We start from the raw sequence: 14,783 nt of genomic DNA, 5'->3' as shown, positions 1-14,783 counted from the left end.
GGCCCGCCGGCGCGTCCGGGGCATCTCCTGGATTGCCCGACCGGTCCCGACGCCGCACAGGGAAAGAACCCGCCACGCCCGGCCGTGGTTATTCTCGAAAGCGAACCTTCGTCGCGCAGGTCATCGGAGAAGAATGCTCGACGCGAAATCTTGGATGATCTGTGTCCGGGAAATTCGAGTTTTCCCGCCGCCGAGATGTGGAGCCATTCCATGCCCAAAGTGATTCGCGTGCCGAGGCCGAAGAAACCGCGTACCCCCGTGACCGCACTCGACCTGCGCACGCCCGCCGGGCGCCGGCTGCCCTACTAGGAGGCCCCGGTGTCACGTCGGTTGTTCACCTCCGAATCGGTCACCGAAGGCCACCCCGACAAGATCGCCGACCGGATCAGCGACGGCATCCTGGACGCACTGCTGGCCAAGGACCCCGGCAGTCGGGTCGCGGTCGAGACGCTGATCACCACGGGCATGGTGCACGTCGCGGGCGAGGTCACCACGCAGACGTACGTGGACATCCCCGGCCTGGTCAGGGAGACGATCCTGCAGATCGGCTACGACGCCTCCCAGAAGGGCTTCGACGGCGCCTCCTGCGGCGTGTCGGTGTCGATCGGCACCCAGTCGCCCGACATCGCCCGCGGCGTGGACGACGCCTACGAGCACCGCGGCGCGGCCGCCGCCGACGAGCTGGACCGGCAGGGCGCCGGCGACCAGGGCCTGATGTTCGGCTACGCGTGCGAGGAGACGCCCGAGCTGATGCCGTTGCCGATCATGCTGGCCCACCGGCTGGCCCGGCGGCTGGCGGCGGTCCGCAGGTCCGGGACGGTGCCGTACCTGCGGCCGGACGGCAAGACGCAGGTCACCGTCGAGTACGAGGGCGACCGGCCGGTCCGCCTGGACACCGTCGTGCTGTCCACCCAGCACGCCGCGCACGTCGACCTGGCCGGCATGCTCACCCCCGACGTCACGCGCGAGGTCGTCGAGCCGGTGCTGGCCGAGGCGGGGATCGACACCGCCGGCCACCGGCTGCTGGTCAACCCGACGGGCCGGTTCGAGGTCGGCGGCCCGATGGGCGACGCGGGCCTGACCGGACGCAAGATCATCATCGACACGTACGGCGGCATGGCCCGGCACGGCGGCGGCGCGTTCTCCGGCAAGGACCCCTCCAAGGTGGACCGGTCGGGCGCCTACGCCATGCGCTGGGTGGCCAAGAACGTGGTGGCCGCGGGGCTGGCCGGGCGGTGCGAGGTGCAGGTGGCGTACGCGATCGGCAAGGCGCGGCCGGTGGGCCTGTTCGTGGAGTGCTTCGGCACCGAACGGGTGCCCAGGGAGCGCGTCCACGACGCCGTGCGCGAGGTGTTCGACCTGCGCCCGGCCGCGATCATCCGGGACCTGGACCTGCTGCGTCCCATCTACGCGGGCACCTCCGCCTACGGGCATTTCGGCCGCGACGAGTTCACCTGGGAGCGGGTGAACCGGACGGAGGAACTGCGGGCGGCGGCCGGACTCTGACCACGGGCCCGGTGCAACCATCGGAAAAAAGAAAATGGCTGGAAACGGCGGCGGGAAGTCAGCTTCCTGCCGCCGTTCCGCATTTCACGGGACGCCGTGGCGGCACATCATGGAATCAGCCTCAAAAAGCTGCGAAAAATTCGGAGGTCGCCGTGCCGGTCGTTTCAGAGATCGAGCCCTACCCGATGCCGGACGCCGCCGAGCTGCCGCCCGCCGCGGTCACCTGGACGCCCGACCCGCGCCGGGCCGTCCTGCTGCTGGTCGACCTGCAGCACGCCTGCCTCGACCTCTTCCCGCCCGGCGAGGCGCCGCTCACCGACCTGGTGCGCAACGTGACGGCGCTGCGCGAGCTGTGCGCGCGCCTCGGCGTGCCCGTCGCCTACGCGGCCCAGCCGGGCCTGCTGACCGGCGAGCAGCAGGGGCTGGCCAAGGACTTCTGGCGGCGCAGCGACCGGCTGGAGCCCGCCCGGCGCGGCTTTCCCGAGCCGATGGCGCCGGGGCCGGGCGACTGGATCTTCACCCGGCGGCGCTACAGCGCCTTCCACGAGACCACCCTGTTGTGGTGGCTGCGCGAGTCGGGACGCGACCAGCTCCTCATCGCCGGCGTCTACGCCCACATCGGCGTCCTGACCACCGCGCTCGACGCCTTCACCCACGACATCCAGCCGTACGTGGTGGCCGACGCCGTCGCCGACCTCACCGCCGCCGACCACCGGCAGGCGCTCGGCTACGTCGCCGGCCGCTGCGGCGTCACCCTGACGACCAAGCAACTGCTCGCCGGCCTGCCGCGCAATTTGTGAGTTGTCAGGCCCGGGATCGCAGCGGACACTGAACTCGCGATCTCCCGGAGCAGGCGCAACCGAAGGGGACCGAAGACCATTCGCCGGCGACCTCGCCGTGCCGGGACGACGCGTGACCGACGATCCCGGAAGCCGAGGTTCCCCGCATGGCCACCCACACGGTGTCGACGTCCGGCGGCCTGTTGAGCGCGCTCAACACCCGCTACCACAAGCCCGCCCTCACCCTCTACCTCGTCGTCGTGCTCGCCCACTGGGCCGAGCACGTCGCCCAGGCCATCCAGGTCTACGTGCTGGGCTGGCCGCTGAAGGAGGCGCGCGGCGTCCTCGGCCTGCCCTTCCCCTGGCTGGTCAGCTCCGAGTGGATGCACTACGGCTACGCGCTGCTGATGCTCGTCGGCCTGCTGATGCTGCGCTCCGGCTTCACCGGCAGGTCCCGTACGTGGTGGAACATCTCGCTGGGCATCCAGGTCTGGCACCACCTGGAGCACCTGCTACTGCTCCTGCAGGCGCTCACCGGCAACAACCTGATGGGCCGTCCGGTGCCGACGAGCATCATCCAGCTCCTCGTCCCGCGCATGGAGCTGCACCTGTTCTACAACGGGCTGGTCTTCGTGCCCATGGTGGTGGCCATGCTCCTGCACCGCAGCCCCCGTCCGGCCGAGCGGGCCGACATGCGCTGCGCCTGCGCGGTGTCGCCCGCGTGATGGCGCGCTCCGGGCGCCGCGGGGTCTCCCCGGCCTTCTCCTTCGCGCTCAGCCTGGTGGCGGGCTTCCTGCTGTTCCTGACCGTGCCGAACCTCGGCACGGTCGTCCGCGCCGCCCGCGCCGACGGCGTGCCCGGGGTGTTCGTGCCGCGCACGCTGGCGTGCATCACGCATCCGGGGCACGAGTCCTGCGTCTGGACGGGCGACTTCCGCTCCGACGACGGCGCCACCGGCCGGACGGGCGTCGAGATGTACGGCAGCGACCGCTACACCCACCGGGCCGGGCAGCCGGTCCGCGCGGTGGACATCGGCTCCGGCGGCCGCGTCTACGGGCCGGGCGGGTCGAACGAGTGGGTCTTCAGCGCCCTGCTCCTGGCCGTGGCGCTGGGCCTGCTGTGGTTCCTGCACGCCGGTTCGCTGCGGCGGCTGCTGCCCGCGTCCTCGCGGCCCGGGCCGGCACCGGGCCCGGAGGCCGCCGGCCGCTCAACGGCGGCCGGCGACGGCGTCGGACAGCAGAGCGCTGAGCGGGCCGGGCGCTGAGACCATCGGCCAGCAGCCGGTGTCCAGGGTGTGGAAGTCCCAGGACGGCGCCGCGCGCAGCGCGGACACGTCGGGCGACAGGCTGCCCTGGAAGTGGTCCAGGTCGCACACCACGTAGCTGGCCCGCTGCCGCTCCAGCGGCGTGCTGAGCACGGCGGCCTCGGCCACGGCGCGGCCCGGGTGGCCGACGAACCGGGCGGCCAGCCAGCGCGCCTGCGCCGCCGTGAGACCCTGTCCCTCGGCCACCAGGGTGTGGTCGGGGGCGGGCCAGCGGCCCCCGCCCGCCTCGATCAGGCGCAGCTCCTGCTCCCGCTGCCGGTCGGGGAAGGCGTGCAGCATCGAACGGCCGTCGTGCGGCAGGAACGCCTCGACGTAGACGGTGTGGGCGACGCGGCCCGGCGCCCGGTCGGCGACCTGACCGGCCACCAGCCCCGAGTAGCTGTGCCCGACGAGCACGACGTCGCGCAGCCCCTCGTTCTTCAGCAGGGTCAGCACCTCGTCCACGTGCGTCTGGAGGCCGACGCCGGCGACGTCGTCGCGCGGCCCGGACAGGCCGCGCAGGGTGACGGCGCGGGCGTCGTGCCCCAGCAGGCGCAGCCGCCGGACGACGGGCTCCCAGATCCACGCGCCCGACCAGGAGCCCGGCAGGAGGAGGAAGGTCCTTCGCATCTGGATCGTCCTCCTCGTCACGCGACGCCGGCCAGCGGCCCCGGCAGGGGGCCCCGTGCGAAGTCTGCCCGCGCGGCGGGCAGGTGGAACTCCACCGCCTCGACCGGGCGGCCGGTGATCACCGCGACCGCGGCGACGTAGCCGCGGCCCGGCGACAGGACGCGGAACCGCAGGCTCTCCGGCGGGATGTCCAGCGGCCAGCTCAGCAGGGCCGGGTCGTCGGCCGGCCCGCTGACCGCCACCTCCGTCGGAGGCACCCGCAGGCCGTGCCCGGTGGCCTTGAGCGCCGCCTCCTTGCGCACCCAGACCTTCGCGAACGCCTCGTACCTGTCCTCCTGGGGGAACGCCTCCAGGACGGCAAGCTCGGCCTCGGTGAGCGCGCACCGGGCCAGGTCGTCCACCGGGTCGGCGGGCACGGCCTCCACGTCCACCCCGAGCGGCCCCTCGGTCGTCACGGCCACCGCGACCCGGTCCTCGGAGTGCGAGACCGACACGTGCAGCGGGAAGCCGGGCGCCCGGACCTGCGGCTTGCCGTGGTACCGGGTGCAGTCGGGGCACGACCGGTCCACCACGACGTCCTCGGGACGGACCCCGAGCTGCACGGCGCTCGCGGTGCGCAGCAGCCACGAGCCGGTCAGGAAGCGCCTGCGGTCGGGCTCGCGGCGGAACCGCGCGGCCCGTTCGAGCTCGGGCTCGCTGAGCACCGACAACAGGGTCCCCTCCGGATGGTCACGCGGGCCGGCCCACCAGACCTGGCACTCTCCTGGCGCCACCACAGATGCGATCACTGATCTTCCTCCCTTGCGGCTGTGCTGCTGTGGGACAGGACGCGGCAGGCCACCAGCTCCCACCGGTCCACCTCGGGGTTGGCGAGGGTCTGCGTCACCTCGGCGCGCACCTGCGCGCTGGTCAGGGGCTCGTCCACGCGCATCCGGATGACGATGTCCCCGCCGGCCTGGGTGAGGTCCTTGTGCCAGTGGCCCGGCAGGAGCGCCATGATGCGGATCCCGTCGATCGGGGAGCCGAGGAACGGCATCCCGCGCACCTGGCGCATCGTCACCTGGATCAGCATGGCTTCCTCGTCGCCGTGCGGCGTGAAGGGGCGAACATGGGGTCTCATCTCCATCTCGTCTGCCGGAGGTCTGTCTCTCGTACCTCCACTGTGGGATCCGGGAAGGGCGCGATCCAGGGATGGGGACGTCAGGAAGCTGCAGGCAGCCGCCGCATGCTGTCACCGGGCCCGCCGCTCCTGGTCCTAGGTCCAAGGTCCTGGATCACGGTGACCGGACGGCCGATCCCCTGGGCCGCGGCGGACGGCATAGTCGTCCCGGAGACGGCGCGGAACACGTGGGGAGGGGCGATGATCGGACCGGACGGCCCGAGCCCGGGCGCCGCCCACCCCAGCGCCCTCAGGGGGTGTGCCAACAAGTGTCCGCCGGTTCCGGTGCAGCCATGACAGGCCACCGGACCCCGTACGGACGAAAGGCACATCCATGTCCATCACCCGCTCCCCGGACCGCATCCGGCGGCCGGGGTGGAGCCTCGCGCTGCTCGCGCTGGGCCATCTGATCATCAGTCTCGACTTCACCATCATCTACGTGGCCCTGCCGGACATCGCGTCCGACGTCGGCTTCACCGCGCACACCCTGCAATGGGTGGTCACCGCGTACGCCGTCCTGTACGGAGGCTTCCTGCTGCTCGGCGGGCGCCTGTCCGACCTGGCCGGACGCCGGCGGATGTTCGTGCTCGGCATGGCGCTGTACGGCGTGGCCTCCGTGCTGGGCGGTCTGGCCACGGCGCCGGCGGTGCTGCTCGCCGCGCGCGCCGTGCAGGGCCTGGCCGGCGCGGTGCTGTTCCCGGCGGTGCTGGCCCTGGTCAACACCGCCTTCGCCGAGGGCAGGGAGCGCAACCGCGCGCTGACCGTCTGGGCCATGGCGGGCGCCGGCGGGCTCACGGCGGGCGCGCTGGCCGGCGGGGTGCTCACCCAGGCCCTGGGCTGGCAGGCGGTGTTCTACGTCAACGTGCCGCTGACCGCCGTGGGCGTGGCCGCCGCCTTCGCCCTGCTGCCGCCCGACGGCCGCGCCACCCGGGGCAGCATGGACGTGCCCGGGACGCTGACCGGCACCGCCGGCATCACGCTGCTGATCTTCGCGGTCGCGCACGGCTCGGAGGCGGGCTGGGCGCGGGCCGAGGTGGTCGCGGCGGCCGTGCTCGCGGTGGTGCTGGTGGCGGTGTTCCTGCGGCTCCAGGCCCGCGGCCGGACGCCGCTGATGCCGCTGCGGCTGTTCGGCAACCGCGCGCTCAGCGGCGCGGTCGTGGTCATCCTCCTGTTCGGCCTGACGATGCAGGCCGTGCCGTACTTCCTGACCCTGTACCTCCAGGACGTCCTCGGCTTCAACGCCCTGGAGACCGGCCTGGCGTTCCTCGCCCCGACCCTGTCGATCACGGCCGGCAACTTCCTCAGCGAGCGGCTGGTCCACCGGCTCGGCACCCGCGGCACGCTGATCGCCGGCATCCTCGTCAACGCCGCCGGCGCCGTGCTCCTTGCCCCCGGCATGCAGGGGGACGGGTCCCTCCTCACCGTCCTGCCGGGAGTGGTCGTCATCGGCCTGGGCATGGGCATCACGTACGAGGCCATGTGGATCGCGGCCGGCACCGGCGTCCCGGCGGACGAACAGGGCCTGGCCTCCGGAGTGGCCTCCACCGCGCTGCAGGTGGGCACCGCGGCGGGTTTGGCGGTCCTGGTGGCCGTCGCCAACCAGGGCATCGAAGGGCTGGCCGGGCAGGCGTTGCGCGACGCCTCCGCCCAGGGGATGCGCGCGGCGGTCCTCGTCCTGGGCGCCGTCATGCTGACGGGCGTCCTGGCCGCGCTCAGGCTGCCCGGCCGGCGCGTCCGGACGGCCGCGGCCGTCCCCTGCGCCGACCAGGGGAACTGACGGGAAGCCCTACAGGGGAAGGTTGCCGTGTTTGCGCGGCGCCACGTGCTTGCGCTTGTCGCGCAGCATGGCCAGCCCGCGCGCCACCGCCGACCTCGTCTCCACCGGGTCGATCACGGCGTCGACCAGGCCGCGCTCGGCCGTGTACGCCGGATGGACCAGCTCGCGGGTGTACTGCTCCAGCAGCTCCGCCCGCCGGGCGGCGGGGTCGGCCGCGGCGGCCAGCTCCTTGCGGTGAATGATGTTGACCGCCCCCTCGGCGCCCATCACCGCGATCTCGTTGGTCGGCCAGGCCAACGACAGGTCGGTGCCGATCGACCGGGAGTCCATCACGATGTACGCCCCGCCGTAGGCCTTCCTGACGATGACCTGGACGCGCGGCACGGTCGCCTCGCAGTAGGCGTACAGCAGCTTGGCGCCGTGCCGGATGACGCCCGAGTGCTCCTGCTCCTTGCCGGGCAGGAAGCCGGGCACGTCCACGAGCGTGACCAGGGGGATGGAGAAGGCGTCGCAGAACCTGACGAACCTGGCCGCCTTCTCCGCGGCCGACACGTCCAGCACGCCGGCCAGCACGGTCGGCTGGTTGCCCACCACGCCGACCACCTGGCCGTCGATCCGGGCCAGCGCGCAGATCACGTTGGGCGCCCAGCTCTGGTGCAGTTCGAGGAAGTCGCCGTCGTCCACCACCTCGGCGACGACCAGGCGCATGTCGTACGGCTTGTTCGGCTCCACCGGCACGATCTCGGCCAGCCGGGGACGGACGTCGCCGGCCGCGGCCCGCGCGGGCAGCGCCGGCGGGCGGCTCATGTTGTTGCTCGGCAACATCGAGACCAGGTCGCGCACGGCGGCCAGGCAGCTCTCCTCGTCGTCGTGCACGAACGTGGCCAGCCCGGACCGGCTGGCGTGCACCTGCGCGCCGCCCAGCTCGGCGTGCGTGACGCGCTCGCCGGTGACCGCCTCCACCACGTCCGGGCCGGTCAGGTAGAGCTGGGCGGTGTCGCGCACCATGAACGTGAAGTCGGCCAGCGCCGTCGAGTACGCCGCCCCGCCCGCGCACGGGCCGAGCACGACGGCGATCTGCGGGATCACCCCCGACGCCTGCACGTTGCGCTGGAAGATGCCGCCGTAGCCGTTGAGCGACAGCACGCCCTCCTGGATGCGGGCCCCGCCGCTGTCGTTGAGCCCGATGAACGGCGACCCGCTGGACAGCGCCAGGTCCATCACCTTGTGGATCTTCTGGGCGTGCGCCTCGCCGAGCGAGCCGCCGAAGACGGTGAAGTCCTGCGCGTAGACGAAGACGCGGCGGCCGTCGATGGTTCCCGATCCGGCCACGACCCCGTCGGTGTGCGGCCGCTGGGCCTCCATGCCGAGCCCCTGGGCCCGGTGCCGCCGGAACATCTCGATCTCCAGGAACGAGCCCTCGTCCAGCAGCAGGTCGAGCCGTTCGCGCGCGGTGCGCTTGCCCAGCGCGTGCTGCCGCTCCACGGCCTGCGGGCGGCCGCGCGCGATGTCCTCGCGCGCGCCGGCGAGCTCCTCGCGCAGGCGGTCCATGGCCGACGACGGGGCTTCCTGGAGGACCTCGGGGGAGATGGTCATCGTTTCCTCCTCGGACTCTTCCCGGTATGTCCAGTTAAGGATCGATGGCCGTTTCCTGTCACCTCCTCCAGTGCTTGACCGCGCCGGACGTGGCAGGAAACGGAAACGCCCTGCAGCTTGCTGCCTCGCCGAAGCCTGGTTCGCGCCCGCGCCGCGGCGCAAAGTTGGAAGTGCAAGGGAACAGCGACACGTACCACCGAGAAAGAGGCAGTGAAATGACTAACAGCATTGTTGCCAAGCGGATTTCCCAGTGGATTATCGCGATTGTCTCCGGAATGCTCGTCTGGGCCGTCGGCGCCACCGCCGCGCAGGCCGCCGCCGCTGCCGCCGACACGGTGGTGCTGCAGGCGGACGGCAACACCTGGCCCGCGCCGGCCGGCCCTGACGGCAACACCTGGCCGCTGCCCACCCCGCTGCCCTCCCCGCAGGGCAACACCTGGCCGTAAAAAGCCCCGACACCGGAAAGGAATTGACCGTGAATTTCCCCGAGGAGGTCTGCCCATAGACGAAGGCCGAACACGAGAGAACCCCCGCGACCGGGTCGCGGGGGTTCGTCATGTCGTCCGCGAGAAACAGCGGAAGAAACGCGTCAGATCCAGTTCTCCTCCTTAGCGCGCAGCGCGGCCTGGAAACGGTTGACCGCGCCGAGCCTGGCCATCAGGTCGGCGACGTAACGGCGGTAGGTGCGCACCGAGATGTCCAGCTCCCGGGCGGCGATCTCGTCCTTGTCGGCCGTGGCCATGACCGCCAGCACCCGCTGCTCCATCTTCGACAGCGTCGGCTCCTCGCCGGGCGGGTCGAGGTGATCGGCCAGCGGCACGGCCGCCTTCCAGAGGCCCTCGAAGTAGATGACGAGCTGGGAGATCAGGCCCGGCTCACGGACCAGCAGCGCGCCCGTGGAGTGCGCCTTGGGATCGATCGGGACGACGGCCACGCTGCGGTCGTACATGAGCATGCGGTCCATCGGCTGGTCGGTGACGCGGATCTCGGCGCCCAGGTGCGCCAGCTCGCGCAGGTACGACACCATGCGCTGGTCCTCCAGCGCCTTGGGGTGGAAGATCTCGCGCAGGGCCAGGCCGCGCCGCAGCGAGCGCGTGTCGAGCGGCAGCGCCGACTCGATCATCATCTCGTTGAACGGCCCGCCCGGGTGCAGGCAGAGCGTCTCCTTGTAGGAGAAGAAGGCCAGGTCGTCCAGGCGCTGGCGGACCCGCGCGCCGCTCTCCACCCGCTCGATGTCCAGCACCGCGTCGGAGCGGTCGCCCTCCCGCTTGTCCTCCAGGAAGCTGGAGATGGCGTCGCGGGCGCCGAACACCCGGCGGATCTCCGCGTTCAGCTCCTCCAGGCGCTGCTCGACCAGGCGCTCGATGGCGATCCGCGGCTCGGTCGCGGTGACCCGGTGACGGTCGTTCAGGTCGAGCATGGCGAGCCGGTCGAGCGTCTCCACCGCCGACTCCACCGTCTCGGGATCGAGGTCCAGGGCCTCGGGCACCGAGCCCACGCTCTCGCCCCGATGGCGCAGGAAATAGCGGTAGACCGCCTCCGCTTCGGGGGTGACTCCAATGACGGACAGATCCACGCCCCACCTCCCGGGGGTTCGGCGGCCGGAGCTTGCACTTCCATTATCGGAATCCGGACGGCCGGCGCTCCTCGCAGGTTGCGGTGTCCGCTGAGGTCAGGGCACGGGACAGGGCAGCACGGTGGCCCCGGACGCGGCCCGGTAGCACAGGGCCCCCGGGCACAACACCTTGACGACCTCGCCGCCGGCCCGCACGGCGACCGGCTCGTGCCCGAACCGGCGCGCGGCGATCTCCGGCCAGCCGGACGGACGCAGCCCGCTCACCTCGTCCACCAGCCGCGGATCGGCGTCGACGGCCAGGCGCTCCAGATGGGCGGCGTAGTCGCCCTCCCGCTGCCACACGGCGAACCGGCGCAGGCAGTCGGGCAGCTCCAGCGTGCTCCACGGCTGCGCCCTGGCCGCCATCGCGCGCAGGAACGCCTCGCACACGGCCGACTTCACGGTACGGCCGGCCGCCGCGGCCAGCGTCGCGCCCTCGCCGCCGACGGTCACCAGGGCGACCCGGAGATCGGGCACCGACAACACGAACGCCGACATCCGCAGCCCCAGCCCCGAGGCCGCGGCCGTCACGCCGGGCGGCAGCAGACGGTCCAGCGCGCCGGAGACCCGCAGCAGCGGCTCGCGCGGCTCGGCCCACCAGCGCGCCACCACGTCGTGGGCGACCACCTCGGCGATCGCCTCCGGCACGCCGCTGTCCACCACGCCGCTCGTGGCCGGCTCGACCAGGCATTCGTGCCCGCTCGTCCACACCACCTCGACGGGCAGCCGGTAGCGCCGCCCGCTGAGCAGGCCGGTGCCGGGCACGTGCCGCCGCAGGCTCGCGGGCGGGTCGGCGACGAAGTCCGACAGGCGCAGCTCCGTACCCGTCCACGCGGGCCGGGGGCCGTCGCCGGGCAGGCGGCGCAGGCGACGCAGGGCGGCGAGCCGGGCCTGGGCCCGCGCCCGGCTCTGGGCCTCGTAGCCGGCGAACCCGGCGACGATGACGGCGAGCTCGTCCTGCGGGGATTCGGCGCAGGCCAGATGGACGGCGCCGCCGAGGCAGTCGGCCATCGGCGCGGCCATCGGCGCGGCCATCGGCGCGGCCGTCCCGATCGCCGTCTCACCGGTCATGTCACCGGGCGCCTCACCGGTCGTCTCCGTCACCGGCCACGAGCCCGCGGGCGTGGATGCCATCGCTTCTCCTCCGCAGCGCGACGGCCGTCGCGGCCGCCGCATCCCCAGTACACGCGCGGCCCGACGGGCCCGTCAACGCCGCGGCGGCCATCCCGCAATCCGGGAGAAACCCGTCAGCAAGCTGCCACGACCGCCAGCTTGCTGACGCCTCCCAACCCCCTGCGGACGGCCCGCGCCCGGCACCGTGGAAGGCGGAACCAGCCCGCGAGCAGAGCAGCGAGAAGGCATGTCATGGACTCTTTCAACATCGCCGCACGATTCCTCGACCGCGCCGACGGCGCCAGGACCGCGCTCGTCACCCGCCAGGGCCGCGTCGACTACGCGACGCTGCGCGCCCTGGCCGACCGCGCCGGCAACGCGCTGCGCGAGCTCGGCGTACGCCGCGGCGACCGGGTGCTCATCGCCGCCGACGACAGCGTGGAGTCGGTCGCCACCTGGTACGGCGCCCAGAAGATCGGCGCGGTCACCGCCGAGGTGTACACGTTCCTGCGGCCCAAGGACTACCGCTACTTCGCCGGGTACGCCCGTCCGCGCCTGGTGGTGGCGGGGCCGTCGGCGCTGGAGAGCCTGCGCGCGGCGGGGCTGACCGGCCTGCTCGTCACCGGCGTGCCGCGCCACCTGCTGCGCCCCGGCGAGCACCACTTCGACACCCTGGTCGCCGCGCAGGACGCGCGGCTGGACCCGGTGCCGGTCGCCGCCGGGGACGTGGCGCTGTGGAAGTTCACCACCGGCAGCACCGGCGCGCCGCGCGCCTGCGTGCTGCCCGCCAGGAGCCCGCACGTCAGCTTCGACTCCTACGCCCGCGGCGTGCTGGACCTGCGCCAGGACGACGTGGTGCTGCCCGTGCCCAAGCTGTTCTTCGGCTACGCCCGCGACCTGACCGCCCTGTTCCCCTTCGGCGTCGGCGCGGCCGGCGTGATCTTCCCCGAGCGCAGCCGGGTCGAGACGATCTTCGAGCTGATCGCCGAGCACCGGCCCACGGTCCTGGTGAACGTGCCCACGATGATGAGCGCCATGCTCGCCCACCCCGACGCCGGCCGGCAGGACCTGAGCTGCCTGCGGCTGTGCACGTCGGCAGGCGAGGCGCTGCCGCCGGAGCTGCACCGCCGCTGGAGCGACACCTTCGGCGTGGAGGTGGTGGACGGGCTCGGCTCCTCCGAGGCGTACCACATCTTCCTGTCCAACCGCCCGGGACGGGTCCGGCCCGGCACACTCGGCCAGGTCGTCCCCGGCTACCGCGCCCGCGTCGTGGACCCCGAGGGACGGGAGGTGCCCGACGGCGAGACCGGGCGGCTGGAGGTCACCGGCGACGCCGTCGCGCTGGAGTACTGGCAGGACCCGGAGCGGACCGCGAGCACGTTCGTGGGCGGGCGGACCGTGCGCTCGGGCGACCTGGTGACCAGGGACGCCGACGGCTACTTCCGCTACCGGGGACGGGCCGACGACCTGCTGAAGGTCGGCGGGTCCTGGGTGGCGCCGGCCGAGATCGAGAACTGCCTGCGCGAGCACCCGGCCGTGGTCGAGTGCGCGGTGGTCGGGTATCAGCTGCGCGGGCTGACCCGGCCGCACGCGTACGTGGTGACCTCGGCGGCGGTCGAGGCGGCCGAGCTGAAGGCGTTCGTCCGGGCCCGGCTGGCGGCCCAGAAGTTCCCCCGGCGGATCACGTTCGTGGAACGCCTGCCGCAGACGGCCTCGGGCAAGGTGGACCGCCGCGCGCTGGAGGTCGGGACGTGAGAAGCGGGCGCGCCCGGGACTGGGGGAGTTCCGGACGGGCGCGCCCGCGGTTCGGGAAGTCTTCTCAGACGCCGCTTCTCAGACGCCGCCTGCCAGGGGCTGCCTCAGACGCCGCCTGTGGACGTCGCCTGTCAGAGGCCGCTTCTCAGACGCCGGCGCGGGCGAACTGGCCGGGACGCCGGCCGGCGCCCGCCGGCCCGCGGTAGGCCTGCGCGATGTCCAGCCAGCGGTCGGCCTCGGCGCCGGTCGCCGTGACCGCCACGTCGGCGCGGTGCCGCCGCCTGGTCACCAGCAGGCAGAAGTCCTCGGCCGGGCCCGAGACCCGCTGGGTCGCGTCCTCGGGGCCGTAGGCCCACACCTCGCCGGAGGGGCCGGTGATCTCGAAACGGAACTCCTCCGCCGGCGGGGTCAGCCCGCGCGACAGGTAGCCGAAGTCCCGGGTGAGCACCGCGAAGACGACCAGGTGCCGCAGCCGGTCGGTGCGCTCCAGCCGTACGCCCAGCGCGTCGGCGACGTCCTGCCCGTGGGCGAAGGTCTCCATGATGCCCGCGCACGCCAGCACGATCGGCGGCAGCGGGTTGACCAGCCACGGCACGACCTCGCCGGCGGGCACGGCGGCCAGACCTGCGTGCACCTCCGACCGTCCAGCCCGCCACTTGGCCAGCAGCGTGTCCGGCGAGTCGTTCTCGAACGCCTTGAGCGCGGCGTTCACCGCGCCGTCGAAGTTCTTCTCCGCGCCGGCCGTCATGGCCGCGAACGCCTCCGCGTCGGTGGCGGCGGCGGTGGCCAGGCGGAAGATGAAGGCCAGGTGGGCGATCTGGTCGGCGATCGTCCAGCCCGGCGCGGGGGTGGGCAGCTTCCACTGCTGGGCGTCCAGGCCGGACACCAGCGCGTCGAGCTGGTCGCCGTCGGCCGCCAGGTCGTCGAGCACTACCTCTAGCTCGGTCACGTCCTCGTTCCTTTCAGTCGGCTGTCGATGCGGTCGGAAGCGGGGTGGCGGGCAGCCCGGACCAGACGCCGGTCCGGCGGGCGGCGGTCATGGCCGCCCAGGAGGCCGCCTCGACGAGCGCGGCGTCGGTGAGCGCGACGTCGGCGAGCGCGGCCGAGCCGGTCGTCGCGGCCCGGAACTCGCCGACGGTCCGGGCGTCCACCTGGTGGGAGGCCAGCGCGGTCAGCAGCGCCAGCCGGGCGGCCGGACGTTGCGCGGGCGGCAGCGCGGCGGCGGCCTGACCGGCCCAGCCGCTGCCGGGGCCGGGCGGGACGCCGTCCCAGCCGGACACCCGCTCGGCGACCAGCTCGCGGACCGGGACGGGCAGCCGCCGCGCGCCGCCCTCCTCGATCGCCGCCGCGGCCCTGGCGAACGCCTCGCCGAGCCGCGGGACGCCGCCCGCCCAGGCCAGGTCGTCCGGCAGTGGCGCGCCGGGCAGCAGGCCCAGCGAGCCGCCGGGGGTCGCGGGCCGCCGCCCGGCCGGCCGCAAGAGCGCGCCCAACACCCGCAGCGCGGTCCCGCGGGGCCCGCCCCGCAGCTCCGGCGGCAGCGGGCCGAAGCC

14 protein-coding genes and 1 pseudogene are annotated in these 14,783 nt (G+C 73.3%); 7 read left to right on the top strand and 8 right to left on the bottom strand.

Translation table 11 applies throughout. The features are described from left to right. Positions 1-318: 318 nt before the first annotated feature. The 4 genes from metK (at position 319) to ABT158_RS18755 (ending at position 3,549) form a co-directional block, all read left to right on the top strand. Positions 319-1,506 carry a methionine adenosyltransferase gene (metK, locus tag ABT158_RS18770; RefSeq protein WP_352354839.1) on the top strand — a complete coding sequence of 396 codons (1,188 nt, stop codon included), beginning with the start codon at positions 319-321 and terminating at the stop codon, positions 1,504-1,506. A gap of 152 nt (positions 1,507-1,658) precedes the next feature. Beyond that, positions 1,659-2,306, top strand: a complete 648-nt coding sequence (locus ABT158_RS18765; protein WP_352354837.1) for an isochorismatase family protein — start codon at positions 1,659-1,661, stop codon at positions 2,304-2,306. A gap of 146 nt (positions 2,307-2,452) precedes the next feature. Continuing rightward, a complete protein-coding gene (locus tag ABT158_RS18760) occupies positions 2,453-3,010 on the top strand; it encodes a hypothetical protein (protein ID WP_352354835.1) in 558 nt (185 codons plus the stop codon). Beyond that, positions 3,007-3,549: a hypothetical protein gene (locus ABT158_RS18755; RefSeq protein WP_352354833.1), complete on the top strand. Its 543-nt coding sequence runs from the start codon at positions 3,007-3,009 to the stop codon at positions 3,547-3,549. Before ABT158_RS18760 ends, ABT158_RS18755 begins: the two co-directional genes overlap by 4 nt. Here the strand turns inward: ABT158_RS18755 and ABT158_RS18750 are convergent. From ABT158_RS18750 to ABT158_RS18740, 3 genes are read right to left on the bottom strand one after another with little or no spacing between them, the layout of a single operon-like run. Beyond that, complete coding sequence (locus ABT158_RS18750; RefSeq protein WP_352354831.1) at positions 3,493-4,218, bottom strand: alpha/beta fold hydrolase; 726 nt, start codon at positions 4,216-4,218, stop codon at positions 3,493-3,495. The genes ABT158_RS18755 and ABT158_RS18750 overlap by 57 nt on opposite strands. 17 nt (positions 4,219-4,235) lie before the next feature. Beyond that, complete coding sequence (locus ABT158_RS18745) at positions 4,236-5,006, bottom strand: 4'-phosphopantetheinyl transferase family protein (protein ID WP_352354829.1); 771 nt, start codon at positions 5,004-5,006, stop codon at positions 4,236-4,238. Next, positions 5,003-5,338, bottom strand: a complete 336-nt coding sequence (locus ABT158_RS18740; RefSeq protein ID WP_352329776.1) for a hypothetical protein — start codon at positions 5,336-5,338, stop codon at positions 5,003-5,005. The genes ABT158_RS18745 and ABT158_RS18740 overlap by 4 nt, the downstream gene beginning before the upstream one ends. A gap of 373 nt (positions 5,339-5,711) precedes the next feature. Here ABT158_RS18740 and ABT158_RS18735 point away from each other — a divergent pair, with 373 nt between their 5' ends. Next, a complete protein-coding gene (locus ABT158_RS18735) occupies positions 5,712-7,154 on the top strand; it encodes an MFS transporter (protein ID WP_352354827.1) in 1,443 nt (480 codons plus the stop codon). 9 nt (positions 7,155-7,163) lie between these two features. On the opposite strand, the gene ABT158_RS18730 is transcribed toward ABT158_RS18735, so the two are convergent. Continuing rightward, on the bottom strand, positions 7,164-8,750 hold the full coding sequence (locus ABT158_RS18730) for an acyl-CoA carboxylase subunit beta (RefSeq protein WP_352354825.1): 1,587 nt from the start codon (positions 8,748-8,750) through the stop codon (positions 7,164-7,166). A 275-nt stretch (positions 8,751-9,025) separates the two neighbouring features. Between ABT158_RS18730 and ABT158_RS18725 the strand changes: the two genes are divergently transcribed. Continuing rightward, positions 9,026-9,196, top strand: a complete 171-nt coding sequence (locus tag ABT158_RS18725; RefSeq protein ID WP_352354823.1) for a hypothetical protein — start codon at positions 9,026-9,028, stop codon at positions 9,194-9,196. Between the two features lie 143 nt (positions 9,197-9,339). On the opposite strand, the gene ABT158_RS18720 is transcribed toward ABT158_RS18725, so the two are convergent. Together ABT158_RS18720 and ABT158_RS18715 are read right to left on the bottom strand one after the other, a co-directional pair. Next, positions 9,340-10,326, bottom strand: a complete 987-nt coding sequence (locus ABT158_RS18720) for a LuxR C-terminal-related transcriptional regulator (RefSeq protein WP_352354821.1) — start codon at positions 10,324-10,326, stop codon at positions 9,340-9,342. 96 nt (positions 10,327-10,422) lie between these two features. Further along, positions 10,423-11,499 (bottom strand): hypothetical protein, encoded by a 1,077-nt coding sequence (locus ABT158_RS18715; protein WP_352354819.1) that lies wholly within the window; start codon positions 11,497-11,499, stop codon positions 10,423-10,425. 231 nt (positions 11,500-11,730) lie between these two features. On the opposite strand from ABT158_RS18715, the gene ABT158_RS18710 reads away from it, so the two are divergent. After that, on the top strand, positions 11,731-13,233 hold the full coding sequence (locus tag ABT158_RS18710) for a benzoate-CoA ligase family protein (RefSeq protein ID WP_352354817.1): 1,503 nt from the start codon (positions 11,731-11,733) through the stop codon (positions 13,231-13,233). Positions 13,234-13,378: 145 nt separating this feature from the next. Here ABT158_RS18710 and ABT158_RS18705 read toward each other — a convergent pair whose 3' ends face one another. Both ABT158_RS18705 and ABT158_RS18700 read right to left on the bottom strand, forming a co-directional pair. Beyond that, entirely contained in the window at positions 13,379-14,182 is an 804-nt protein-coding gene (locus ABT158_RS18705) for a TIGR03084 family metal-binding protein (RefSeq protein ID WP_352354815.1), read from the bottom strand. Between the two features lie 13 nt (positions 14,183-14,195). Then, positions 14,196-14,783: pseudogene (locus ABT158_RS18700) on the bottom strand (carboxymuconolactone decarboxylase family protein); the annotation flags it as partial.

Origin of the sequence: Nonomuraea sp. NPDC001636 (assembly GCF_040298265.1) — a bacterium.
In the GTDB taxonomy this organism is placed as follows: Bacteria; Actinomycetota; Actinomycetes; order Streptosporangiales; family Streptosporangiaceae; genus Nonomuraea.
Note: the sequence above shows the minus strand (reverse complement) of the source record. Positions and strands in the feature narration are given on the sequence as shown.

Bases quoted from the DNA above. Each gene is read 5' to 3' on its own strand.
- ABT158_RS18710 (WP_352354817.1), top strand. From the start codon at position 11,731: ATGGACTCTTTCAACATCGCCGCACGATTCCTCGACCGCGCCGACGGC.
- ABT158_RS18750 (WP_352354831.1), bottom strand. From the start codon at position 4,218: ATGCGAAGGACCTTCCTCCTCCTGCCGGGCTCCTGGTCGGGCGCGTGG.
- ABT158_RS18730 (WP_352354825.1), bottom strand. From the start codon at position 8,750: ATGACCATCTCCCCCGAGGTCCTCCAGGAAGCCCCGTCGTCGGCCATG.
- ABT158_RS18740 (WP_352329776.1), bottom strand. From the start codon at position 5,338: ATGAGACCCCATGTTCGCCCCTTCACGCCGCACGGCGACGAGGAAGCC.
- ABT158_RS18760 (WP_352354835.1), top strand. From the start codon at position 2,453: ATGGCCACCCACACGGTGTCGACGTCCGGCGGCCTGTTGAGCGCGCTC.
- ABT158_RS18725 (WP_352354823.1), top strand. From the start codon at position 9,026: ATGCTCGTCTGGGCCGTCGGCGCCACCGCCGCGCAGGCCGCCGCCGCT.
- ABT158_RS18735 (WP_352354827.1), top strand. From the start codon at position 5,712: ATGTCCATCACCCGCTCCCCGGACCGCATCCGGCGGCCGGGGTGGAGC.
- ABT158_RS18715 (WP_352354819.1), bottom strand. From the start codon at position 11,499: ATGGCATCCACGCCCGCGGGCTCGTGGCCGGTGACGGAGACGACCGGT.